Origin of the sequence: Streptomyces sp. IBSBF 2435 (genome assembly GCF_036815005.1) — a bacterium.
In the GTDB taxonomy this organism is placed as follows: domain Bacteria; phylum Actinomycetota; class Actinomycetes; order Streptomycetales; family Streptomycetaceae; genus Actinacidiphila.
In genome coordinates this window covers 1-22692 of sequence record NZ_JAJSYW010000109.1, presented here as the reverse complement: position 1 = coordinate 22692, position 22692 = coordinate 1, and the positions used below count along the sequence as shown (strand labels likewise).

17 protein-coding genes and 4 pseudogenes are annotated in these 22692 nt (G+C 74.3%); 6 read left to right on the top strand and 15 right to left on the bottom strand.

Features of this window, described 5'->3' with window-relative positions:
* Window positions 1-220 (bottom strand): annotated as a pseudogene (locus V7E46_RS21095) (N,N-dimethylformamidase beta subunit family domain-containing protein); the annotation flags it as partial.
* A gap of 109 nt (window positions 221-329) precedes the next feature.
* Window positions 330-2003, bottom strand: a complete 1674-nt coding sequence (locus V7E46_RS21090) for a SpoIIE family protein phosphatase (RefSeq protein ID WP_333769866.1) — start codon at window positions 2001-2003, stop codon at window positions 330-332.
* Between the two features lie 318 nt (window positions 2004-2321).
* Here V7E46_RS21090 and V7E46_RS21085 point away from each other — a divergent pair, with 318 nt between their 5' ends.
* From V7E46_RS21085 to V7E46_RS21075, 3 genes are read left to right on the top strand one after another with little or no spacing between them, the layout of a single operon-like run.
* The gene (locus V7E46_RS21085) at window positions 2322-3692 is read left to right on the top strand and encodes a macro domain-containing protein (RefSeq protein ID WP_333769865.1); all 1371 of its coding nucleotides are present in this window, start codon (window positions 2322-2324) and stop codon (window positions 3690-3692) included.
* Complete coding sequence (locus V7E46_RS21080; protein ID WP_333769864.1) at window positions 3689-4018, top strand: CATRA system-associated protein; 330 nt, start codon at window positions 3689-3691, stop codon at window positions 4016-4018. The genes V7E46_RS21085 and V7E46_RS21080 overlap by 4 nt, the downstream gene beginning before the upstream one ends.
* On the top strand, window positions 4015-5670 hold the full coding sequence (locus V7E46_RS21075) for a CATRA conflict system CASPASE/TPR repeat-associated protein (protein ID WP_333769863.1): 1656 nt from the start codon (window positions 4015-4017) through the stop codon (window positions 5668-5670). Before V7E46_RS21080 ends, V7E46_RS21075 begins: the two co-directional genes overlap by 4 nt.
* A 97-nt stretch (window positions 5671-5767) precedes the next feature.
* Here the strand turns inward: V7E46_RS21075 and V7E46_RS21070 are convergent, their stop codons facing one another.
* The 6 genes from V7E46_RS21070 to V7E46_RS21045 form a co-directional block, all read right to left on the bottom strand.
* Complete coding sequence (locus tag V7E46_RS21070) at window positions 5768-6751, bottom strand: ATP-binding protein (protein WP_333769862.1); 984 nt, start codon at window positions 6749-6751, stop codon at window positions 5768-5770.
* Between the two features lie 9 nt (window positions 6752-6760).
* The gene (locus tag V7E46_RS21065) at window positions 6761-7078 is read right to left on the bottom strand and encodes a hypothetical protein (RefSeq protein WP_333769861.1); all 318 of its coding nucleotides are present in this window, start codon (window positions 7076-7078) and stop codon (window positions 6761-6763) included.
* Window positions 7075-7554: a hypothetical protein gene (locus V7E46_RS21060; RefSeq protein ID WP_333769860.1), complete on the bottom strand. Its 480-nt coding sequence runs from the start codon at window positions 7552-7554 to the stop codon at window positions 7075-7077. Before V7E46_RS21060 ends, V7E46_RS21065 begins: the two co-directional genes overlap by 4 nt.
* A complete protein-coding gene (locus V7E46_RS21055) occupies window positions 7554-8030 on the bottom strand; it encodes a hypothetical protein (protein ID WP_333769859.1) in 477 nt (158 codons plus the stop codon). Before V7E46_RS21055 ends, V7E46_RS21060 begins: the two co-directional genes overlap by 1 nt.
* Window positions 8027-8626: a hypothetical protein gene (locus V7E46_RS21050; RefSeq protein ID WP_333769858.1), complete on the bottom strand. Its 600-nt coding sequence runs from the start codon at window positions 8624-8626 to the stop codon at window positions 8027-8029. Before V7E46_RS21050 ends, V7E46_RS21055 begins: the two co-directional genes overlap by 4 nt.
* A 70-nt stretch (window positions 8627-8696) precedes the next feature.
* A complete protein-coding gene (locus tag V7E46_RS21045) occupies window positions 8697-11969 on the bottom strand; it encodes a CHAT domain-containing protein (RefSeq protein WP_333769857.1) in 3273 nt (1090 codons plus the stop codon).
* A 274-nt stretch (window positions 11970-12243) separates the two neighbouring features.
* Here V7E46_RS21045 and V7E46_RS21040 point away from each other — a divergent pair, with 274 nt between their 5' ends.
* Complete coding sequence (locus V7E46_RS21040; RefSeq protein WP_333769856.1) at window positions 12244-12477, top strand: hypothetical protein; 234 nt, start codon at window positions 12244-12246, stop codon at window positions 12475-12477.
* 497 nt (window positions 12478-12974) lie between these two features.
* Here the strand turns inward: V7E46_RS21040 and V7E46_RS21035 are convergent, their stop codons facing one another.
* The 4 genes from V7E46_RS21035 to V7E46_RS21020 are packed head-to-tail and all read right to left on the bottom strand — an operon-like array spanning window position 12975 to window position 18605.
* Entirely contained in the window at window positions 12975-14291 is a 1317-nt protein-coding gene (locus V7E46_RS21035) for a cation:proton antiporter (protein ID WP_333769855.1), read from the bottom strand.
* Window positions 14292-14338: 47 nt separating this feature from the next.
* Window positions 14339-15772 carry a cytochrome P450 gene (locus V7E46_RS21030; protein ID WP_333769854.1) on the bottom strand — a complete coding sequence of 478 codons (1434 nt, stop codon included), beginning with the start codon at window positions 15770-15772 and terminating at the stop codon, window positions 14339-14341.
* Window positions 15766-16875, bottom strand: coding sequence for an alpha-hydroxy acid oxidase (locus tag V7E46_RS21025; protein WP_333769853.1), 1110 nt, complete (start codon window positions 16873-16875; stop codon window positions 15766-15768). The genes V7E46_RS21030 and V7E46_RS21025 overlap by 7 nt, the downstream gene beginning before the upstream one ends.
* Window positions 16872-18605, bottom strand: coding sequence for an NAD(P)-binding domain-containing protein (locus V7E46_RS21020; protein ID WP_333769852.1), 1734 nt, complete (start codon window positions 18603-18605; stop codon window positions 16872-16874). The genes V7E46_RS21025 and V7E46_RS21020 overlap by 4 nt, the downstream gene beginning before the upstream one ends.
* Before the next feature lie 282 nt (window positions 18606-18887).
* Between V7E46_RS21020 and V7E46_RS21015 the strand changes: the two genes are divergently transcribed.
* Window positions 18888-20444 carry a class I adenylate-forming enzyme family protein gene (locus V7E46_RS21015; protein WP_333769851.1) on the top strand — a complete coding sequence of 519 codons (1557 nt, stop codon included), beginning with the start codon at window positions 18888-18890 and terminating at the stop codon, window positions 20442-20444.
* A gap of 17 nt (window positions 20445-20461) precedes the next feature.
* Here V7E46_RS21015 and V7E46_RS21010 read toward each other — a convergent pair.
* Together V7E46_RS21010 and V7E46_RS21005 are read right to left on the bottom strand one after the other, a co-directional pair.
* Window positions 20462-20617: pseudogene (locus V7E46_RS21010) on the bottom strand (dihydrofolate reductase family protein); the annotation flags it as partial.
* 22 nt (window positions 20618-20639) lie between these two features.
* Window positions 20640-21692 carry a LacI family DNA-binding transcriptional regulator gene (locus V7E46_RS21005; RefSeq protein ID WP_333769849.1) on the bottom strand — a complete coding sequence of 351 codons (1053 nt, stop codon included), beginning with the start codon at window positions 21690-21692 and terminating at the stop codon, window positions 20640-20642.
* A gap of 341 nt (window positions 21693-22033) precedes the next feature.
* Here V7E46_RS21005 and V7E46_RS21000 point away from each other — a divergent pair.
* A pseudogene (locus V7E46_RS21000) lies at window positions 22034-22294 on the top strand (family 1 glycosylhydrolase); the annotation flags it as partial.
* 10 nt (window positions 22295-22304) lie between these two features.
* Here V7E46_RS21000 and V7E46_RS20995 read toward each other — a convergent pair.
* Window positions 22305-22692, bottom strand: a pseudogene (locus V7E46_RS20995) (hypothetical protein); the annotation flags it as partial.

Genomic DNA, 22692 nt, shown 5'->3' with positions numbered 1-22692 from the left:
GTCCTCGGCGGACGGGCGAGCGGCGGCGGACCGGCGGGGCGCGGCGGCGGGCGGCACCGTCGCATTCGTAGCCCACGCGGGCGCGTTCGGCTCCGAGGACGTCGCCGTCGCGCGGTCCTGTACCGGCGAAGACCGGGTGCCCGGCGTGCTGGACGGTGCAGCCGAGGGGTGCGCGGGGGCCGTCCCAGTGGCCGCCGCCGTTGCGGTAGCTCACACCGATGAGGGCGTTCTCGGGCTCGGCCTCCCACCAGTGGTCGGGGGCGCCCCGCGGCTCCGTACGGCACGGGCGCGCCGGGCGGTCCCATGCGACGGCGGACGGCGCCGAGGGATCAGGGGATGCGCAGAGTGAGGATGGCGACGTCGTCGTCGTTCTCCTCGTTCGTGGGGCGGGTCCGCTCCAGCAGCAGGTCGGTGAACGCCGGCAGCGGGCGGTGGGCCAGGGAGGCGGCGTGCTTGCGGAGCCGTTCGAGGCCGTCGTCGATGGAGCGGTCGCGGCTCTCGACCAGGCCGTCGGTGTAGAGGATCAGCGTCGAGCGGGACGGCAGCGTGAGGCACGCGTCGGGGCGTACCGGTGTCACACCGGTGCCCAGGAGCAGGCTGTGTCCGTCGGTGAGGAAACGGGCCTGTCCGTCGTGCGAGACGAGAAGCGGCGGCGGATGGCCGGCGTTGGTCCACGTCAGCCGCCACAGGTCACCGTCCGTCTGCTGCAGGACTCCGAAGACCAGCGTCACCATCGGCACCCCGGCCAGGCGCGTCGAGGCGTCCAGCCGCCGCACGATCGCGCTGGGCGGCTCGTGGTGGCTCCAGGCGTACGCGCGGAGCATGCTGCGGATCTGCGCCATGCCCGCGGCGGCGTCCAGGTCGTGCCCGACCACGTCGCCGATCGCCAGGGCCGTGATGTCGCCGGTCAGGGTGAAGGCGTCGTACCAGTCGCCGCCGACCTGCGATTCGTCCGGCGCGGGAAGATAGCGCGCGGCCATCTGCAGCCCCGGCACCGCCGGGAGCTGGGGCAGCAGGTGGCGCTGCATGGTCTCGGCGACCTTGCGCTGGCGCTGGTAGAGCCGGGCGTTGTCCAGGGCCAGCCCGGTGCGGCGGGTGAGGTCCTCCAGGAGCGACAGGTCCGCCGGAGTCAGCGGACCGCGCTGCTTCGACCGTCCGAGGGTCAGCGCGCCGAGGACGTCCCGCAGGCCTTTTATCGGGGCGATGGCGGCCGAGTGCATGCCCGTCGCCTCGAACAGCCTGGCCTGTTCGAGGGCGATACCGGAGTCCGGCGGCCCCTGGTACGTCTGCGGCGTCACCAGCGTGGAGGCCGCGCCCCGCAGCGCGCGCGACAGCGGCATCGGCGAGTCGGCCGGCACCGGCGGCATCGGGCCCTCCAGATCCTCCCGGTTGGCGTACACCCCGTCCTCGTGGTGCATCACGATGGCCCGCTCGACTTCGTCGCTCTCGGTGATCAGATCGACCACCGCCCAGTCGGCGATACGCGGGACGGCCAGCCGGATCAGGCGGTTCAGCGCCTCGTCGCTGTCGAGGGTGGACGTCAGCTGGGTGGTCGTCTCGGCCAGCAGCGCCAGCCGCTCCAGTTCCGGCAGCGCCGAGCCGGGCTCGCGCGGGAAGTCGGCGTCGTCCGCGGCGCGGGGCCGGTCGGTGAAGACCACCGCCGTGTGCGCATCGGCGCTGGGCTCGGCATACGGGGCGACCAGCCAGGACAGCTCGACCAGCGCCCCGTCGCCCTGCTCGAAGAATCCAGCACCGGCCTGGGGACGGCGGGCCAGGAACGCCTGCACCATCCGGCACTGAGCCCTGTCCAGCCGTTGGCCGTGCCGGTCCCGGTGCAGCAGATCGTGGGCGTCCCGGCCGACCAGGTCAGCGGACTTCCTGCCCAGCAGCCGTTCCGCGCAGCCGTTCACCCGGGCGATCACCCCGCGCTCGTCGACCACGCACACCGCTGCCCCGAGGAGATCGGGCAGCTCGCCCGGAGAAGCCTGCCCGGCGCTCACCATGATCTCCCACGCCTCCTCCGACCGGTCCTGTCGTCTCGCTGGCAGCCTCTCACAATCCCTGCAGGCGCCCGAGGCGAAGACCGGCCCCGCCGGATCGCAGGACGCGGCGACCGCCTGCCACCGGTGTCCGGGCGGGACAACCGCCGGGTCCCCGTCCCCGCACCCGCCTACCGGCGCCGCCCGGATATCCGGCCGTTCCGGAGGAATACAACACTTCGCTATGAAATAATGGTCCGCCAATCAGTCGGTACGTCAGCCGACCCGGCGCCGCTTCCTGCTGTGGGCGACGACTCCAGGCCCGTTCTTCCGGAGATCCATGTGCCAGCTGTGCGCCTCGATGTCCTCGGCCCCACCACCCTCGCCGTCGACGGCTCGGCCGTCGCCCTCCCCCCGCTGACCCTGCGCCTGCTGCTGCGGCTGGTGGCGGCGGAGGGCGGCAGCGTGCCGCTGCCGGTGCTCTACCGCGACGTGTGGGGCGAGCCACCGGGCGGCCGGATCGGCCGCGGGCAGCGCACCCAGGTCCAGCAGCGGGTGCACGACTTGCGGCGGGTGCTGGGCGGCGGGAAGGACGACCCGGAGTCGGTGATCCGCACCGAGACGGTGGTGGCGGACAGGGTTCCGGCCGCGGCGGCGGCTGTGTCGGCGTACCGGCTGGTGCTGGCCCCCGCTCAGGTGGACTGCACCGAGTTCGAGGCCGCGGTGCGGCAGGCCGGGCGGACGGCGCCCACCACCGCGGCGGCGCTGCTGCACCGGGCGCTGCCGCTGTGGCGGGGGCGGCCGCTGCCCGAGGTCGCCGCCGCGCCCTTCGCCGCCCACCTGGTACGCCGGCTCACCGCGCTGCACGAACTGGCCAGGCGCGACCTGCTGCGCCTGGAGACCGAGTTGGGGCATCCGGAGCGGGCGCTGCCGATCGCCGAGTCGCTGGCAGCGGACTTCCCCGACGACCCGGCCCCGGCCGCGGCGCTGCTCGGGCTGCGGGAGCGGATCCGGGCCAGGCACGGCAACGAGGTGCTGCGCCGGGAGTTCGCCGGGCTGCGGGTCTCGGTGGTGGTCAAGCGCGGCGACCTGTTCGACGAGGAGAACGCCAACCTGGTCGCCGGGTTCACGGACACCTTCGACACCTCCACCGACCGGGACCTGGTGATCAGCAGCCGCAGCGTGCAGGGCCAGCTGCTTGAGCGGGTGCTCGGCGGCGACCGGGCCGGGCTGGACCAGATGCTGCGGCAGGGACTGCGCGCGGTGGAGCCGGTCGCCCGGGAGAGCCCGCGCGACAAGCCGCACGGCAAGCGGGCCCGCTATCCGATCGGCACCGTGGTGGCGCTGAACGCACAGGGCCGGCGGGCCTTCGCGGTGGCCTACAGCCGCCAGGGCAACGATCTCGTCGCCCGTTCGACGCCGGACCAACTGCGTTACAGTCTCGACCAGTTATGGGCCTCCGTGGCGATGTACGGGCTGCTGCGGCCGGTCGCCGCGCCGCTGGTCGGCTCCGGTTTGGCGCGGGTCCACGGTCTGAACCCCGAGGAGATCGTCATGATGCTCGTCGACAGTTTCGCCCGCGCCTGCCGGGTCGCGGTGGTGGCTCCGGAGCTGCGGATCGTGATCCCGCCGGCCGTGCTCGACCGGATGCGTCTGCTGGACGTGGTCCGCTTCGTCGAGGCGCTGGACGACTTCGGGGCGGGTCCGGCGTGAGCACCGGGTCGTTCGACACCGTCCGGGCGGACACCCTGGAACTGCTGGGCGTGCTGGCCGACTGGCGGCTCACCCCGGCCCGCTGGGACCGGGTGGCCGAGGTACTGGCGGCCGCGGCCGAGGCGGCGGCGGGCCGGGATGCCGAAGCGCTGGACGCGGCGGTGGGCGAACTGGAGCTGGCCGGCCCGGTCCGGATCACCCGGATCGGCGGCACCCCGACCGAGCCGCCCCCGCCGGCCGTCCGCGAGCGCGCCGACCACCTGGTGCACGCCCTCGGCGGCGCCCCGGCGGGACCGCGGCCCGCCACGGAGGACGACCCGCGGTGACCGGGCTGCTGGACCAGCAACTGGTCGCCCACCTGTACGCCCCGACCGACGGCCCCGACGCGGAGGCCGCCTTCCGGGCGCTCACCGACATCTGGCACGGCTGCCGCACCGCCTTCGGCATGGCCGACCCGGTCCCCGGCACCGGCCTGCCCCAGGTGCTGCCGCCCACCCCAGACGGGCTCCCGTCCGACGGGGAGATCGCCGTCGCCGCCCAGGAGCGGCGCGGCGCGGACTGCCAGGCGGTGCTCCGGCGCCACCACGACGTATGGAACCTGTCGGTCGTGCTGGCCCCGCACCGCCCGGGCCCCGATCCGGACTGGTGGGCTCAGGTCCAGCGCGACTGGCAGGCGCTGACCGGCCGCTGGGCCCCGTACACGCTGGGCAGGGCGCTGATCCATCTGGCCCGGGTGGACGCGGGACCTGAGGTCCGTACGGCGGCGGCCTCGCTCGGTGACCGGCTGGGCGCGCTGCTGCCCGGCGGTGGTCCGCTCGGGCCGGGCCTGCCGGTGACCGGGCCGCTCGCCCTGTGGGAATTCGGCGACGGTGACGACGGCCGCGCCGAGCGGCGCTTCCTGCTCGCCCTGACCCCGGACGCCGACGCCCCCGCCAGCGCCTGGGTGTGGTCGCGCGGGGACACCCGGATCCCGCCGCTCGCCCGCTACCTGCTGCACGCCGCCAAGCTCCGCTACCAGCTGCGGGTGTGGCGGCGCGACGGCGGCACCCGAGCCGTACGCGGCGCGCTGGACGGGCTGGCCGCCGAGCTGCGCCGCCTCGGCGCGGACGACGCGGCCCTCGCCGAACTGCTGCGGCTGCGCCGCCTGGAGGCGCTGCTGCTCCACGGCGACCTGCGCGAGCTGCGGCAGACCGTGGAGATCGCCGCCGACAACCTCGGCCGGGCCCTCGACCTGGACGGGCTGCTCACCGGGGCGAGTCCGTTCGCCGAGGACGCCGACGTGGCGCGCGCGCTGCTCCAGCGGCTCGACGACGAACTCGCCTACCTGGACATCTCCGCCGACCGGGCCGCCCGGCTGGCCGAGTCGGTCCCCCCGCCCCCGCCTCCGGTACCGAGCGTGTCCGGACCCCCGGTGCAGGGGCCCCCGGCGCCGGCCGCCGACCGCTCGCGCGACGTCTTCGTGGTGCACGGCCGTGACGAGCCGGCCCGCCAGGCGCTGTTCGCCTTCCTGCGCGCGCTGGGACTGCGCCCGCAGGAGTGGGAGGAGCTGGTCGCGAGCACCGGGCAGAGCGCCCCCTATCTGGGCGACACGGTGGCCCGGACGATCCCGCTGGCCCAGGCGGTGGTGGTGCTGCTCACCCCCGACGACGTCGTGAGCCTGCACCCGGAGCTGGGCGGCGAGTCGGACGCCGAGCTGCGCCCGGCCCTCCAGCCGAGGCCCAACGTGCTGCTCGAACTGGGCATGGCGCTGGCTGTCCACCCCGACAGGACACTGATCCTGCTGGCCGGGGAGCAGCGGCCGGTGACCGACCTGGGCGGGCGCAGCTATGTGCGTCTGACCGGGGCTCCCGAGTGCCGGGCCAAGATCGCGAGCCGGCTGCGGCTGGCCGGCTGCCCGGTCGACACCGGCAACCAGGACTGGCTGACCGCCGGGGACTTCGCGGCACTGGGCGCGCTGCGCCGCGAGGCCTCCGGCTGACGTCGCGGGCCGGCCCGTCGCCGGGCGGCCGGGCGGACCGGCCCGTCGCGCGCCGGCCGTGCGCGCTTCGGGACCGGGCCGCGAGCTCACGCCGGGTTCAGCCCTGCTCGGGCATCCGCTCCAGGTGCTCCACGGACACCACCCGCGGCCCGCCGTCGGCCGGTTTGCCGACCTCCGCCTTGGCCTGCCGCAGTACGGCGAGTTCGGCCAGCAGGTCCTCGGTGCGCAGGACCCGGTCAGCGCCGGTGCGCACCACCGCCCGGCCTGCGCCCGCCTTGACGGCGTTGACCAGGTCGCCGCCGGCCAGTCCCGCGCAGGCCGCGGCGAGCCGGTCGAGGTCCAGCGGCTCGCCGCGCGGCACCTCGTCGGGCACCAGCGCGGCCCACAGCCGGCGGAGCGTCGGCTCGTCCGGCAGGTCGAACCGTACGTGCACCAGGATGCGGCGGACGAACGCCGCGTCGTAATTGCGCGGGAAGTTGGTGGTGAAGACCACCAGCCCGTCGAACTGGTCGAGTTGGGAGAGCATCACGGCCCGCGACACGTTGACGCTGTGGTCGGAGCTCTGGGTGACGTTGCTGAGCCGGCTGCCCAGGATGGAGTCCGCCTCGTTGAAGACCAGTACCGCCTGCTCGCGCTGGGCCTCGCGGAAGCAGGCGACGATGTTCTTCGGTGTGTCGCCGACGTACTTGGACTCGATCTCGGCGTAGCTGACGTCGATCAGCGGGACGCCGCGGTGGTGCGCGACGGCTTCTGCGGCCAGCGACTTGCCGGTGCCGGGCGGGCCGTAGAAGTTGACGGCCGTTCCGGTCCTGTCGGGGTCGATCCGGCTCAGGTTCCACTCGTGGTAGAGCACCTCGTGGTGGTCGAGCTGGCGCAGCGCCAGCTCGACGCGCTCGCGCACCTCGGCGGAGACCACCAGGTCGTCCAGGGAGCGGCGGGGCTTGCGGGAGGCGAACACCGGGGCGGCCCCGGTGGCGGAAGAAGGGTCGGAAGCGGGGTCGGTGGCAGGGGCGGTGATGCTCGCCGCGGGCGGGTCGCCGGCGGCGGCGCGCCCGACGGGGATCTCGGCCCAGTCGTCCATGGCTGGCTCCTACAGGTCGTTGAGGATGTCGATCTCGGTGTGCTGCTGCTTCTCGGCCATGGCGCGGATCCTCGGGTCGTCGATGTCCTCGATCCCCAACTCCTGGTCGAGGATCACGCACAGGCCCTGCGCGGTACGCAGCCTGACCCGGCGCCGGACGCCGACGGCGAGTCTGTCGAGCACCACCACGGCGCTCATCAGGGCGCTCTTCGCCAGGCCCCGCTCGCGCAGCCACGCGCCGACCGCGTCCTTGACCGCGCCCCAGAAGGTGACCACCGCGGCGGCGCCGGCCAGTGCTGCGACCAGCGCCAGCACGATGTGGATCACCTGACGGCCCGCCAGGTGCGCAGCACCGACGCGCTGCCGCGCAGCAGGTCGGCCCGCACCGGCTGCGGGACGTCGTCCCAGGGCAGGTCGGCGGTGGCCGTGGCGTGGCCGCGCGGACCGTCGAACTCCGCGGTGAAGGTGACCTCGGAGTCCTTCGCGGCCCGGTGGAAGCGCAGGTCGACCGGCCCGATCTCGCTGTCCACCCGCCGGAGCAGCTCCGGGTCGGCGCCGTCCAGCAGCGCCGCCTCCAGCCGCTGGACGTCCACCCCGAAGCGCTTGGCCCAGTCCGGGCCGTAGGCCAGCAGGACGATCGCCCCGATCTCCCGGTGCGCGGCAGCGGTGTCGGGGGCGGCGGGGGGCCGCCGCAGCAGCCGCCAGCCGTAGCTGCCGCCGACCAGGATCAGCAGCAGGGCCGCCAGCATGATCATCTGTGTCTCCCGTCCCATCTCGGCCGGTACCTGTACGTCGGTGTCCATCAGTCGACCTCGCTCAGCAGCTGGTCGCGCCCCTCGACGATGTCGAGGCTGGCCTTCTTCAGCCCGCCGGTCAGCACCTGGGCCCGGATGTTGTCGGGGAGGTCGTCGTAGCTGACCGGTTGCTCGCTGACGATCTTCACCACCGGCTTCTCGGCGTCCTCGACGTTGCGCAGGAAGGAGGTGATCCGCACCGCCCACTGGTCGTCGGCGAGCTGGACGAAGGTGGCGACCTCGCTGAGCAGCACGCGGCGCAGCCGGTGCCAGGCGCCGCGTACAGCCCGGCGCAGGTCCACGGAGATCTTGTCGAGGTTCTGGAAGGCCAGCCGCACGTCGGCGGCCAGCCCGGGCAGCACCCGGTCCACCCAGGGCAGCAGGTGCTCCCGGGCCCAGCTCATCAGGGTCGGCCAGAAGTACACGGCCAGGGCGGCCAGGGCGGTGCCGACCATGGGGGCGAGCACCAGGACGAGAGGCATCATCGCGGGTTCCCTTTCTCTTCGACCGCGCCGGTCCGGGCGGAGTCCGGGTAGAGCTGGTAGCGCACGGCCTGCCCGGTGCCGGCCAGCAGCCGGGAGCGGACCCGGTCGGGCAGGTCCTGCCACGACACGGCCTGCGCCACGTCGCAGGAGAGCAGCGCGCCCTGCGGGGTGCGGTGGACGATCTCCACCACCCGCCGGCGCGGGCCGGCGGCGGGCCACTCGTAGGTGACGGTGAGCCAGATCAACCGGCGGCGCAGCAGGTCCAGTACGTCGGGGGAGGCGGCGGGCTGCCCCGCGAGCAGGCGGCGCGCCCGTGTGTCGTCGCACAGCTCGACCAGGGCGCGGAAGGCCTCGGGCACGGCGAGCGTGAACAGCCGTGCCGTCTCGGTGGCGAGGGTGTCGTAGACGAGGGCGACCTCGACCAGTTCGCCGTCCTCCAGGCCGCTCTGGACGCCGTCGAGGAGCCGGGCGAGCAGTTCGAGGCCGTAGGCGAGCACGATCCGGGACTGCACCGAGGCGTCCCGGGGTTGGTTGCGTGCCTGCTGGAGCTGCGACTTCGCGCTTTCCAACAGGGCTTTCAGCGGGAGATCCGTCATGCCGCCACGGTGGCCCGCCGTCCGCTTCCCGGCCGAGCCCCCGCACGCTTCCGGTGTGCTTCCGAAGTGCTCAGGCCCCGTAGTGCTGGTGGCCCGCCCACAGCTCGGGCGCCCGCGGCCAGCGCTGCCGTACCCGCTGCACCGCCTCGTGCAGCGCCCCGGGGACACGGCGGGCCGACAGGCGCCCGCCGCGTACCGAGCCCTGGTAGACCTCGCGGGCGATCCGGGCGGCGATCCGGTCGCTGACCGTCCACAGCGTGGCGATCACCTGCGGGTAGCCGGCCAGCTGGAAGCCCGCCGCCAGGTGCACCGCCTCGTCGGCCAGGCCCAGCCGGGTCCGGCCGGTCTCGCACGCCGACAGGTACGCCAACTGCGCTGCGGGCAGGTCGAGTGCGGACAGGTCGGCCAGGGTGAGCGCGGGCCGGCCGCCGCCGGAGGCGAGCGCGATGCCGCTGGCCGCGGGCACCGCCGGGTCGCTGAACGCGTGGCAGGCGAAGTGCGCCACACCGCCGTCCGGCAGCGCCGCCGCCACCGCCTCGTACCCGGCCTGCCCGCCGAGCAGCACCCGGGTTCCCGGCAGCAGCCGCGCGATGGCCTCGGCCTCGGCCCGCACCTGCGGCAGCACCTCGGCGCCCGGCTCGTCGGGCACCGCGACCACCACCGCCCGGGCCGCGCCCGACCGTTCGGCGCGCCGCAGCCCTGCCCTGGCGTGCTCCAGCATCCGCACGGTCGGCGTGTACGAGGACACCACCCGGTCCATCACCCCGTCGCCGTCGCGTCCGGCGGCATGCAGCGGCAGCGCGGCGAGCGGCCCGGTCGGGCACCACCAGACCCGCGCGCCCGGGCGCGGGGCGAGCTCGCGCAGCACCGGTTCTGTGGCCGCCTCCCACAACCAGCCGAGCGTGTCAAGGAGTTCGCGCTGCGTGGGTTCGCCGCTCAGCCGCAGCGCGTGCCCCACGGCCTCCGCCTCGCGCAGCAGCGGCAGCTCCACCGCCCGCACCCGGTTCCGCCGGATGATCAGCGCGTGCCCGCCCGCCGCTCCGGCGGTGACCACCACCGCCCCGTTGCCGCGGGGCCGTTCGCGCCCGGCCCCGGCCGAGCGGCGCACCTGGGCCGACCAGTCCCGCCGGCGCTGTTCTGCGTCCGCCACGGCCCGCCGCGCGACGGCCACCCCGGCGGCGGCGGTCTCGGGGGGCACGGCCGCGGCACCGGCGGGCCGATCCGCCGGGTGCGGCGCAGGCCGGGCCGGGCGGCCTCCCCGCGCACGCCGTCCGGCCAGCTCCTCGGTCAGCAGGACACCGCGCGCCCGTTCCAGCAGGGCGACGGCCCGGTCGGGGCGGCCCGCGGCGACGGCGATCGCCACCACTTCCGCGGACAGGCCGCCGTGCACCTCCAGGCCGCGTTCCCTGCCGCCCCGGGCGAGCTCGCCGGGGACGGTGGCGGGCAGCAGGTCGACGGCCCGCGTGACGGCCGCCAGCGCCGCGCCCGGCCGGCCGGTGGTCAGCCGCAGGCGGGCGAGTTCGCGGGCGCAGCCGAGGCGGTCGGAGGCGGTGGCGGCCTCGGTGCCGAGACCGCCGAGGAGCAGCTGCTCGGCCTCGGCCAGCGCGGGTCCGGGGTCGGCGTGCCCGGTGCGGACGGCGTGGTGAATGGCGCTGCCGCAGGCCAGCGCGGCGGAGGCGTGGGCCGCGGTGCCGGGCGGCAGGGCGGCGAGCGAGCCGCGGGCCCGGTCGAGGGCCTCGGTGCCGGCGGAGCCGTCGTGGGCGGCCAGGCACAGCAGGATCCAGCCGAGCATGCCGGTGCGGTGCGGATGCAGCGCGTCGCCGGACGGGGTGAGGTCGGCTGCCCGGCGGGCGGCGTCGGCCTGCGCGCGGAGGGCGTCGAGCCGCTGCGCGGGGGTGAGTTCGGGCAGCGTGGTGAGCGCGCCGTAGGCGGCGGACACCGCGTCCCAGGCGCCGGTGGCGAAGGACGTGGGGCCGAGGCGGCGGGCGGCCTCGCGGGCGGTGGTGATCGCTTCGTCGAGGTCGGGGCGCGCGCGGTGGACTGAGTGCCGGGTACGCAGCGCGGAGCTGAGGGTCACCAGCAGCGTCCCGCGAAGTTCGGGGTGCCTGCGGGTCTCGTCGAGGGCCGCCCGGGCGGACTCCACGGCGGCGTCGACCAGTCGCTCGTCGCCGGTGCCGGCGTAGAGGGCGAGCAGCGCCTCGCCCAGGGCGCCGCGGCAGTCGGCCCGGTCGGGGTGGTCGGGGCCGAGGGCGTCAAGGGCCGCCTCGATGACGGGAACGGCCTCGGCGAGCGGGGCGGTGTCGCGGCTCAGGCGGGCCTGCAGTTGCAGCGCGCCCGCCAGGTTGCGCAGATGGCCGGGGCGGTCGTGGCCGGCGGCGGGGGTCGCCCCGACCGCCGCCCTGGCGGCGTCCGCGGCCTGCCGGGCGAATTCGGGGTCGCCGCGGCGCCCGGCCAGGTGCTGCAATGCGGCGCAGGTCATGTTGTGGAGGGCGGCGCGGCGGGGGTCGCCGGGCGGCGCGGCGGCGAGGGCGCGGCGGCACAGCTCCCGCGCCGTCTCGACGTCGGCGAGATCACCGGAACTCCGGTAGCGGTACAGGCCGACCGCCGCTGCGCTCGCGAGGTGGACGAGTTCCCCGCTGCCGGCGGCGGCCACGGCGTGCTCGTACGCGCGGTCGAGGTCGGCGCGGTCGGCGGTCAGGCCGTGCCTGGCGCGCAGCAGGTTGGACAGGTTGTTCCGCAGCACGGGCCGGTCGGGCTCGTCCGGCGCGAGGGCGTCGAGGGCGTGCTCGGCGAGTCGGATCGCCTCGTCGAGCGGTTGCCGGTCCTGGGTGTACTGGTACGTCCAGAAGAGCGCGGAGGTCAGGTTGGCGACGCAGGCGGCGAGCGGCCGTCCGTCGGCGTCGGCGAGTGCCTCGGCGAGTGCGACGGCCCGCCGGCCGTGCTCGATCGCCTCGGTGAGCAGGCCGTCGCCGCCGTCCCGCCCGAACAGCTGGACCAGGGCGCCGCACAGATTGCGGTGGGCGTCGAGTTCGCCCGGGCCCGGTCCCGCGGCGGCCTCACGGCCCAGGGCCACGGCGTCCAGCAGGGCCTGGTCGTCGCCGGTCAGCTGCCACCATGCCTGGAGGTGGGAGGCCAGCATCGCGGTCATCGCCCGCGCGGCCGGTGCGTCGCCCTCGGCGGCCGCGCGGGCGGCCCGGGCGGCGTTGACGGCCTCGGCGAGTGCCCGCGGCCCGCCCGTCCCGCGCTCGAAACTGCGCCGCCGGTCCATGCTGAGGTCACGCCACTGGAGCGCCCCCGGCGTCCGCCCGCCGGGGCTGGCCGCCGCTGCCGCGTCGCCGGACACGCCGCGAGTATGGCACCGCGGGTGGGTGCGGTGGGGCGTGAATTCCCCGGCGTCGTCGGGGAAGCCGGCTCCGCGGTCCGCGGTCAGGCTGAGACCGGGCGTCGCCAGGAGACCGGCCCGCTCCGGAGCAACGCCCCTCAGGCGTGACTTGGTGCGGGCCTTCAGCGTTCGCGAAGCGGATCAAGGGGTACCCAGGTGTGCGTACCCCTTGGCCCAGCAGTCCGGGCCGATCCGGGCCCCACCCGTTCGCACAGCTCATCACCGGGAGATCGACATGAACCTTGCCGACGACGTAGTACGGGTAGCGGCCCGCGACCTGGATCTCGATTGGGTGGGATCGACGTTCGCCTACGAGAGCAGGGAAGGGGTCGCGGTCTACGGCCGTATCGCCTTCATCGAGGTCAAGCCCGAGAAGGTGCTGGTGACCCTGGACGGGGTGCTGCACGAAGGGTCGAGCGTCGTCATGACCCTCGCTCCCGGCGACACCCTCTGCTTCGAGCCGGCCTAGGACGCCAGGGCTCGGGACCGGTGCGGACCATGATCGCGGACCTTCGGGCATGCAGGGGGCGGCAAATGATCGCCGGCATTACGTGCCGGAGGATGACGAGTAGTCGCGCCCGGTCCCGTCCGTGCAGGTCAGAGGGTGAGCCCGTCCGCCGCGCCGGCATCGATCCCACCGGGTCCAGCGGCGTCCGGGCTCATACCGGGCTCACCAAGGGCGCATCCCGGCTGGAGACGCCTGCTGACTGAGGACTGCCGTGCCCGGTGCTGGTGAACACTCCGACCGCGATCCTGCGACCCATGGCTGGGGTTATGAGGCCCCAGGGCGACAGCCTCATCGTGTTGACCGCCGGCAAGTTGCGACCCCGGTGGGGGCTATGAGGACTTCCGCGGCACGCGGCGTGACGAAAGCCGCGGCGTCCGCCGGGAGGACCACGCCATCGCGCCGTGGGGCGGGTGTCACGCGACACCCGGGCAGGCCGCCGCCTGGCGAGCCGGGGCGGGTCACGCGCCGTCGGCGGCCGGCGGTCCGCCGATGCCCGCCACCGCGGCCGCGTCCTGCTCCCGGGCCACGACCGGGTCGGCCTGCGCGGCGGGCACGCCCCCGTCCCGCCGGTCCCACAGCGCGAGCAGCGGGGTGGCCATCACAGTGGTCACCACCGCCACCACGACGAGCACGGTGAACATCGAGGGCGACACGATCCCGTCCGCCAGCCCCACGTTGATGGCGATGAGCTGCATCAGCCCCCGGGCGTTCATCAGCGTGCCGATCCGCAGCGCGACCCCCTGCGGCTGCCCGCCCAGCCGCGCCGCCAGCCAGCACGCGCCGAACTTGCCCACCACGGCCACCAGCGTGCAGCCCGCCGCGAACAGCAGCAGTGAGGGATCGGTCAGCAGGCCGGTGTCGGTGTTCAGGCCGGAGTAGGTGAAGAACAGCGGCAGCAGCAGCGTCCCGCTCAGCGGGGCGGTGCTCTCGATCGTCCGGTCGATGCGGGGCGAGCGCGGATAGGCGGCGCCCAGGCTGAAGGCGCCGAAGACCGCGTACAGGCCGATCCTGTCGGTGTACCAGGCGGCGGCGCACAGCGCGAGCACGGTCACCAGCAGCAGCTGCTCGGTGGTCAGCCGTTCGGTCGCGCGCAGGACCGGGGCGCGGAACCTGACCAGGACGGCGAGGACCGCCACCAGTCCCGCCGCGCCCGCGATGGCCAGCACCAGGGCCGAGGAGGTGCCGCGCGCCAGGCTCACCACCCCGGCCAGCATGATCCAGGCCGCCACGTCGTCGAGTGCGCCCGCGGCCAGCGAGATGGTGCCGAACACGGTGCCGGTGAGGCCGCGTTCGATGATGATCCTGGCGAGCATCGGGAAGGCGGTGATCGACAGGGTGACCCCGACGAAGAGGACGGTCACATGGAGCGGGACACCGGGCGGCGAGGTGTCCACGGAGTCGCGCACCGCCCAGGTGAGCCCGACACCGAGCAGCAGCGGCGTCACGATGCCCGCGAGGGAGACCATCGCGGCGGGCCGGGCCACCGCCTTCATCCGGTCCAGCCGGAACTCGTACCCCGACTGGAACATGAACAGCACCAGGCCGAGCTGCCCGGCCACGTAGAGCACCGGCCGCAACGGGGCCGGGAAGAGGTGGTGTTCGACCGAGGGGAGCAGCAGCCCGAGGGCGGACGGGCCGAGCAGCACCCCCGCGATCATCTCGGCGACGACCGGCGGCTGGCCGACTGGCCGCAGCAGCAGGGTGACACCCCGGCAGACCACCAGGATGACGACGACGGCGAGCAGGAAAGCGGTGCCCAGTTCGGTCGCGGACATGACAGGCAACCCTTCGGCATGCGGCGGTGGGGGGAGCTGGGGCGGGATCAGCCGTGGTGGTACGGACAACCGGGCGCCGGCACTGCCGCGTTGCCCTCGCCTGCCGTCGGGCCGTCGCCGAGCGGGCGGCCCTGCGTGTCGTGGGCGGCGAACCACGCCTGCGTCATACGCAGCCGCCGCGCGTCCGCCACCATCCAGCTGCCGAGGGCGAGTTGCAGCAGGCTGCGGCCGACGTCCTCCCAGCGGTCCCGCAGCCGCAGGAAGGCCAGCGCGGGGACCACCAGCCGGCGTGGCGCCGTCCGCTCGCGGGCGACCAGCAGGCAGGGCGCCCGGTGCGGGATGGAGCGGGTGTGGGAGACCGCGGAATGCAGGGTGAAGCGGGCCAGCACCTCCCGGGTCACCGCCCTCATGACCAGCGGGGAGAGCCGCCAGGCCGGGCAGGGCCGGTTCGCGGCCACCCCGAAGGGGATGTGGTGCGCGTCCTTGAGCGAGATCCGGTCCCACCTGCCGGGGTCGAAGACCTCGGGGTCGGTGTGGCCGGTGGCGTGGTAGGCGGGATAGTCGAAGCACAGGACGGTGCCCGCCGGGTAGCGCACCCCCTCGCCGAGGTCGATGTCGGCACTGGTGATCCGGTGCGCGATGCCGAACAGCGGGAAAAGCCGCAGCGTCTCGTTCATGACGTTGCCCAGGTCGTGGTCGTCGTCCGGGTGCGCGGCCAGCCGCCGCTGCACGTCCGGGTGTTCGGCGAGCACCAGCAGCAGGTGCGCCATCGCCTCCGACATCTGCACGACGGCGGTGTTGAAGAAGGTGCCCTGAAGGTAGTGGGCGCGGTCCAGCGGGGTGGCGAGTTCGGCGGGCAGCCGGTGCGGCACCTCGCCCGCCGCGAGGCGGCCCAGCAGGTAGCGGGTGAGCCGGTCGCGGCGGCGCATGTGACGCAGCCGGGTGTTCTTCAGGGAGTTGACGACGTCCTCGGCGTTGTCCACGATCAGCCGCCGGACGTGCGGCGGGCATGGCTCGCGGAAGACCAGGCCGTGGAAGAAGTCCGCCCACACCGGCATCATCAGGTCGCGCAGCCGGACCAGGGCGACCCGGCCGGGGACGGCCTCGTCGAGCACGTGCGCGGCGCAGCGGGCCGCCGCGGCCGACAGGTCCGCGCTGGTCCCGGCCAGGACCGCGGCGGTGGTCCGGGCCACGGCGTCGTAGCGGGGCCCCGGCTCCAGGTGCTCCTGGTGGACCTCGGGCCCCGGCGAGAGCCAGTACCAGAACAGGTCGGACAGGCCTGCGCCCTTGCTGCGGCCGTTCGCCGCCGGATGCGCGTACAACTCGGCGAAGTGCTCGGGGCCGACGTCGGCGTTGGGCACCACGACGCCCTCGGGGCCGTTGACCCGGGCGAACACCCGGACCCGCAGCGCGATCAGGGCCTTGGGCAGCCAGTACGGGGTGGACAGCGCGAGCGCGGCGGCGCCGGTCCTCCTCAGCATCCGGCCACCCCCAGCGGGCCGCGGGCGACCACCTGGTCCCGGGTGGGCCCCGCGCAGTCCGCGGCGCCGCACAGGGTCAGCACATGGGCGGTGTCGTCGCGCAGTTCGGCCAGCACCCGCGCCACACCGTCCTCGCCTTCCGCGGCCAGCCCCCACAGCACGGGCCGCCCGACGCCGACGGCGGTCGCGCCGAGCGCCAGCGCCGTCACCACGTCGCAGCCGGCGCGCACCCCGCCGTCGAGCAGGACGGGTATCCGGCCCGCCACCGCGTCGGCCACCCGCGGCAGCGCCTCCACGGCCGCGGGTGCCGCGTCGAGCTGGCGGCCGCCGTGGTTGGACACGATCACGCCCGCCATCCCCTCCTCGACGGCCAGCCGCGCGTCCTCGGGGTGCAGCACCCCCTTGAGCAGGACCGGCAGTCCGTGCCGGTCGCGCAGCCCGCGCAGGTCGTCCCAGGACAGCGCGGGCGACATCGCGATGTCCCGGCTGCCGCCGGGCGGCGCGCCGGGCAGGTCGCGCATGTTCTCCGTGCGGTGGCCCGCGGGCAGGTCGTGGAAGCCGTTGCGGTCGTCGCGCGTCCTGCGGCCGAAGACGGGGGAGTCGACGGTGACCACCAGCGCGGTGCAGCCGGCCCGTTCGGCCCGCCGGACCAGGGCGTCCGTCGTCGCGGGGTCGGGCTGGAGGTAGAGCTGGAACCACACGGCCGCGTCCTCGCGTACGGACCTGGCCGCCGCCGTCACCTCGGCCACCGCGGTGGTGGCGGCCATCGGGGTGATCAGCACCGCGCCCGCGGCGGCTGCCGCGCGGGCGGTGGCGCGCTCGCCGTCCGGATGGGCGAGGGTGTGGAACGCGGTGGGCGCGACCACGACGGGCGTCAGCGCGCGGGCGCCGGGCAGCGTGACGCGGGTGTCGGCGGGACCCGTGCCGCGCAGCACGCGCGGCAGCAGGGCCAGCCGGCAGAAGGCCCTGGCGTTCTCGGTCAGGGCGGTCTCCGTGCCCGCGCCGCCCTCGTAGAAGTCCCAGTGCACCGGGTCGAGCCGGGCCCTGGCCTTCTCCCGCAGCTCGGCGAGCACGGCGGGGAGGGCGGGCTCGCCGCCGGTCACGACGGGTCCGCGGCTGCGTCTTCCGGGAAGTCCGGGTGCTCGGGCGCGGCCTGCCGCGGCGCGGGGGGCCGGGAGGTGCCGGGGGCGGGCCGCGTGCCGGCGGACCCGGACTCGGAGGTGCCGGGCGCTGGGCTGCCGGGCGCCAGCTGCGCGGCCAGGAAGCGGACGAGCGGGGCGCGGTGGACGTCCGCGCTGTCCCACTCGTTCTCCAGGTTCTCCGTCAGGTGGTGCTCGGCGACCGGCTTGCCGTCCTGGAACACCCGCACCACCGGGTGCAGATAGCGCCCGTCGAGCCCGGTGGCCGTCTGCTGGGAGAGCCGGCCGGCCGAGATGTCGAACGGGTTGAGCTTGTCGTGGTCCTCGCCGTATTCGAGGGTGACGGTGAGGTAGCGGTCGGCGGCGCCGAAGGCCCCGTCCCCGGCCACCTGGTGGAGGTGGTCGACGGGCACCTCCTCGTAGTAGCCGGTCGCGCCGGTGCCGCTCACCACCACGGCGTCGCAGAGGAACCCGAACATCTGCCACAGCGCGGAGGTACGGTTGATCCGCTCCATGACGGCGTCGGCGACGGCCTCCGGCTCGCCGTCGAGGTCGCGGCGCGGCCAGGGGGTGCCGTGGTAGCGCTGCTCCAGGATGCGGTGCAGCGCGCGCACGGCATAGCGGAAGCCGTGGATGAATCCGCTGGTCGACTTCTTGAAGTCGCGGACCTGGGTGATGGTGCCGGCGAAGTAGACATCGGGGACGTTGACCGACTCCCAGGCGTCGGTCTGCGCCGGGAACCTGTCCTTGATCGTCAGCTCCGGACGGCACTCCTCGGCGAATACCGAGGCGTCGAAGCGGAATCCGGTGGCAAGGATGACCCGGTCGTAGCGGATTTCCTTCACCACTTCTTCGACCCGCAGGAAGTTGACGGCGACCCGATAGCCGCCGTCGGCCTCGTCCCTGGTGATCCGCACGATCTCACCGTCGAGGAGTGCGTTCTGCGATTTGAGCTGGTACGTGTCGAGGAAGTTGTTGTTCACCGCTCTGAGATGGCCGACGAAATGGGTCTGCCAGGCCAGCTTGAGCGATCCGGGACCGGCCACATGAATCACCGCCGCCGTTTCGACGAGGTTGTCCGCGGTCTCGAATGCGGAATTTCCCCGGCCGATGATCAGCACCCGCTTGCCGGTGAAGTCGGCCGGGTCGACGGACACCTCGTCGTACCGCTCGGCCAGCTCGGCGCCGTCGATCGGCGGCACGTAGGGCCGGGAGACGCCGGTCGCCATGATCAGCCGCCCGGCCCGCAGGACCGTGCCGTCCTCGGTCGTCGCCTCGAAATCCCCCCGAGGGGAACCGTCTCCCGCGGGCAGCCGGGAGATGCGAGTGATACGCGTGTTGCCGCGGATGCGCACCCGGTGCGTCCTGGCGAAGTCGCCGAGGTAGCGGACGAAGTCGTCCGCCTGCGGGAAGTATCGGGGCGTGACGGCGGTGAAGAGCGGGTGGTTGCCCTCGGAGAGCAGCGAGTTCCAGTCGGTGCGCAGTTTCAGCTCGGGGTCGTCCCAGCCGGTGTGCACCTTGTTGATGGAAATCATCGTCCGATGCCGGGGGAATTTCGTGAAGAAAGTGCCGGGGGCCTCGCCCGCCTCGACCAGCAGATAGTCGCGGCCTGCGCGTTCCAGGAAATAGGCCGCCTGGATTCCGGCCGGCCCTCCGCCTACTACCAGGTAGTCGATCCGCTCTTCTCCGGACACATGCCCTCCCGGTATCTGATGAGGATGCGGCCACCCTAGTTGAGGATTAAAGGAGATATCCAGAGGGCCCAAATGTGATCCATGTCACACTGCATTGCGAGGTTGGGATTCAGACCGGATGGATAAATTCCGGAACGGGCCCGGGCGATCACCGGGCAGCATCGTGACAATGCGCCGGGCGGCGGCGGCCGAACGCTGTGCGGATACTGTGCGCACGCGCGGAACCGTTTGCGAGTGGCTGGAATTCGACCTGGTGACCATATGTCCGGATCGGAGAAAACCATGAGCAGACCGGCAGATCCGGTGTTTCCGCAGCCCCTCGTGGACGCCTTCGGACGCGATCCCGCGACCCCCGCCTTCGAGTTCCGGTCGCAGCCCGTGACCCGCGCCGAGGTGCTGGACCTGACACGGAACTGCGTCGGCGGTCTGCGGGCAGCCGGGGTCGGCGCCGGCCGCGGAGTCGCCGTCACCACGGCGGTCACCCCGGCGGGATTCGCCGCGCAGATCGCCGCCCACCTGCTCGGCTGCCGGGTCACGGGCCTGCGCCCCGGCCTGACGCCGTCCCAGTTGCGGCACGCGCTCGCGCAGGACGTCCACGCGGTGATCGCCGACGCCACCACCGCGAAGCCCGACCTCACCGCGGCCGCCGGCGCGGCCGGCGCGACCGTCCTCGACCTGGACCTGCTGGCCGGCGGTACGCCCCCCGCAGGCGGCAGCCGCGGCGACGCCGCCGGGCCCGACGAGGCCCTGGTGGCCCGCGGCCGGCCCGACGACATCGGCCTGATCTGCCTGACCAGCGGCAGCACCGGCGACCCCAAGGGCTCCGCCCAGACCTACCGCGCCCTGAGCGACCACTGGGCCTGGCAGCCCGCCCGGTGGAGCGGGCCGACCCGCAGGCTCGCCGAGCGCTACGGCCGGTTCCTGGTCTTCGGCACGCTGACCAGCGCCGTGATGCTGGAGCATCTCGCGCTGTGCCTGCTCGGCGGCGGCACCGCGGTGATCCCGGACGAGCCGGTCGCCTTCCCGTACTCCTGGGAACGGCACCGTGTCACCGCCTGCCTGTGCACGGTGGCGAAGCTCTACCAGGTCCTCGACACCCTCCGCACCGAGCAGGTCGACACCTCCAGCATGCGGGCGCTGCTCGTCGCCGGGTCGCCGCTGCCGCCGCATCGGCTGGCCGAGGCCGTCGACCGGCTCGGCCCGGTGGTCCACGAGGGCTACGGGCAGACCGAGACCGGCATGCTCAGCCTGCTCGGCCCCGAGGATCTGGCCGAGCACCGCGACCGGGTGCTCGACTCCGTCGGCCGTCCGATGCCCGGTGTCGGGATCAGCGTCCGCGACCCGCTGGGACAGCCGGTCCCGGCCGGCACAGCGGGGGAGATCTGGGTGCGCTCGGCCGGGGCCATGTCCGGCTACTGGCACGACGAGGAGGAGACCCGAGAGGTGGTCAGGGACGGCTGGATCAGGACCCGGGACCTCGGCACCCTCGGCGACGACGGCTTCCTGCGGCTGGTCGGGCGCGCCCGCGAGGTGATCTTCGTCAACGCGATCCTGCACTACACGGGCACGATCGAGGCGGCACTGGCCGCCCACCCCGACGTCGACCAGGCGTACGTGGTGGGCGCGCCCGACGAGCGCACCGGCGAGGCCGCGCACGCCTTCGTCGTCCCGGTCGCCGGCCGCGCACCCGCCGCCGACGACCTGCGCGCCGCCGTACGCGCCGCACTGGGCGAGGGCGCGGCGCCCGCCACGGTCACCCTGCTCGACTCCGTACCGGTCGCCCCGAGCGGCAAGCCGGACAAGAGGGCGCTGCTGGCCAGGCTGCCCGCCGGGGGGTAGCGCCCGCCGGGTCCGCGGCGCCGCCAGAACAGGTGGTGTGTGACGCCGCTCGGGCTGGGCACCACCTCGCGGTGGAACGCGTCGAGCAGCTCGTCCGAGGACTCCCGCAGCCGGACGCCGGTGCCGGGCTCCACCGGCGCGACGACGATATGGAGCGCGTCGGCGAACCCGGCGGCGGCCGGATCCAGATGGCCGTCAGCGGGGGCGCCGGTCTGCCGGTGGTGGAGCGGTGGAGCCCCGCGGGACGAGGCTGGGGACCTGGGCGGCGTGCGAGACTGCCTCACGGCGCATCATGACGTCGAACAGGGTCTCGGTGACGTCGGCCCCGAAGGAGAAGACGTCGTGCTGCATCGCCGACAGGGTGGGGCGGGTCAGCTGGCACAGTTGTGAGTCGTCCCAGGCCAGCACCGACAGATCATGGGGCACCGACAGGCCGAACTCGGCGATGACGCCGAGCGCGGTGACCGCCATGAGGTCGTTGTCGAAGACGATGGCCGTCGGACGCTCGGGGGACAGCAGGAGGTTGCGGCAGGCGCGGCTGCCCTGGTCGGCGGAGAAGTCGGCGGCCACCGTACGTGCGCTCAGGCCCAGTTGCTCCGCGGTGTCGGTGAACGCCTTGGTGCGGATGGCGCTGTGGCCGAGCTCTGCCGGGCCGCCGACCCGGGCGATGCGGCGGTGGCCGAGCGCGGCCAGATACTGCACCGCCTCCGCGGTCGCCGCGGCGTCGTCCGTCCACACCGACGTGAAGGGACCGGCCAGCGAAGGGTGCCCGACGACCACGGCCGGCAGGCCGATCGCCGACAGCGCGGGAATCCGCGGATCGTCCGCTCGCAGGTCGACCAGGATGGAGCCGTTGATCCGGTTGCCCTGCCACCAGCCGCGCTGGACCTCGATCTCTTCCTCCGGTTCGACCAGTCGCAGCAGCAGCGAGCAGGAGTGCCGCCCGAGCACGCTTTCGATGCCGGAGATGAATTCCATGTAGAACGGTTCGAGCCCGAGCATCCGGGCCGGCCGGGCGATGGCGAGCCCCACGGTGTGCAGTGCGCGGCCGGACAGCGACTGCGCTGCCTGGTTGGGGCTCCAGCCCAGTTCGCGGGCTGCCCGCAGGATGCGCTCCTTGGTGGAGGACGAGACACCCGGTTTGTCGTGGACCGCGATGGTGACCGCCGACGGCGACACCCCCGCAAGTCTGGCCACATCCTTGATCGTGGCCTTGCGGCCCTCCCCCGACGTTGCCGTGCGCGCCACCAGGATGTCCACCTTCAGATCGTTGCCGGAATACGGGGGTCCGGCCGGTAGAGCGCACGAGTACCCGCGCTTTCCAGTCGCCGACCCGATCCCACTGCGTCCACCATAGCCCCCGCCAGAAGGGAGCACCACGGGCTCGTCACCGCCGCTCTGACGGCACACAATCCCCGGGCTCCCCCAGCCGACTGGACGGTATGGGACCGTACTGGACCGTTTTATGGACACGGTTATACGTGCTGACCAGGATGAGGCCCCGCCGAGAGCCGTATCGAGACCGGTCGTCGGCGCTTCCGCGACCCGCGACCTGGCCCGAGGAGCCTGCTGTGACCGATCTCCCGCGCCTGTCCGCCGAGGACATCGCGGCTCTGCCCGTGCCGGCTCGCGCCTCGCTGCTGCCGGCCGGCTTCCGCCTCGGCGTGGCCGCCTCCGCGTACCAGATCGAGGGCTCCACGCACGCCGAAGGCCGTACGGACTCGATCTGGGACACCTTCTGCCGGGTGCCGGGTGCGGTGACCGGCGGCGACACCGGCGAGACGGCCTGCGACCACTACCGGCTCATGCCGCAGGACGTGGACCTCATGGCCGGCCTCGGGGCGGACACCTGCTGGGGCGCTATCCCGAGGACGTCGTGGCGGACCTGGGGCAGGAGGGGATGCGGTACAGCACGGTGGCCGAGGGGTCGGTGATGGACGCGCCGAACCCGGTCAGCTTCTGGAACCGCAGTCCCGGGTCGACGTGGACGGTGGTGTCAGCCGCGGCCGAGGCGGCGGTGATCGCGGTCGGGGCGGCGAGCTGGGCGCCGGTGGTCTGGGCGTCGGAGGCCCACTGCTGGATCCCGGCAGCCGTGGCGGCACTGCGGTGCGGGGCGGCGGGGCTGGCGGAGGCGGTGGTGGCCACGGTGGTCAGCACCGCGAGGCCGGCGGCCACGACGGCGAGGCGCCGGCGTCCTGACCCGCCGGACCGCGGCGGTCGGCTGGCGGACCGCGACGGGGTGGAGGGG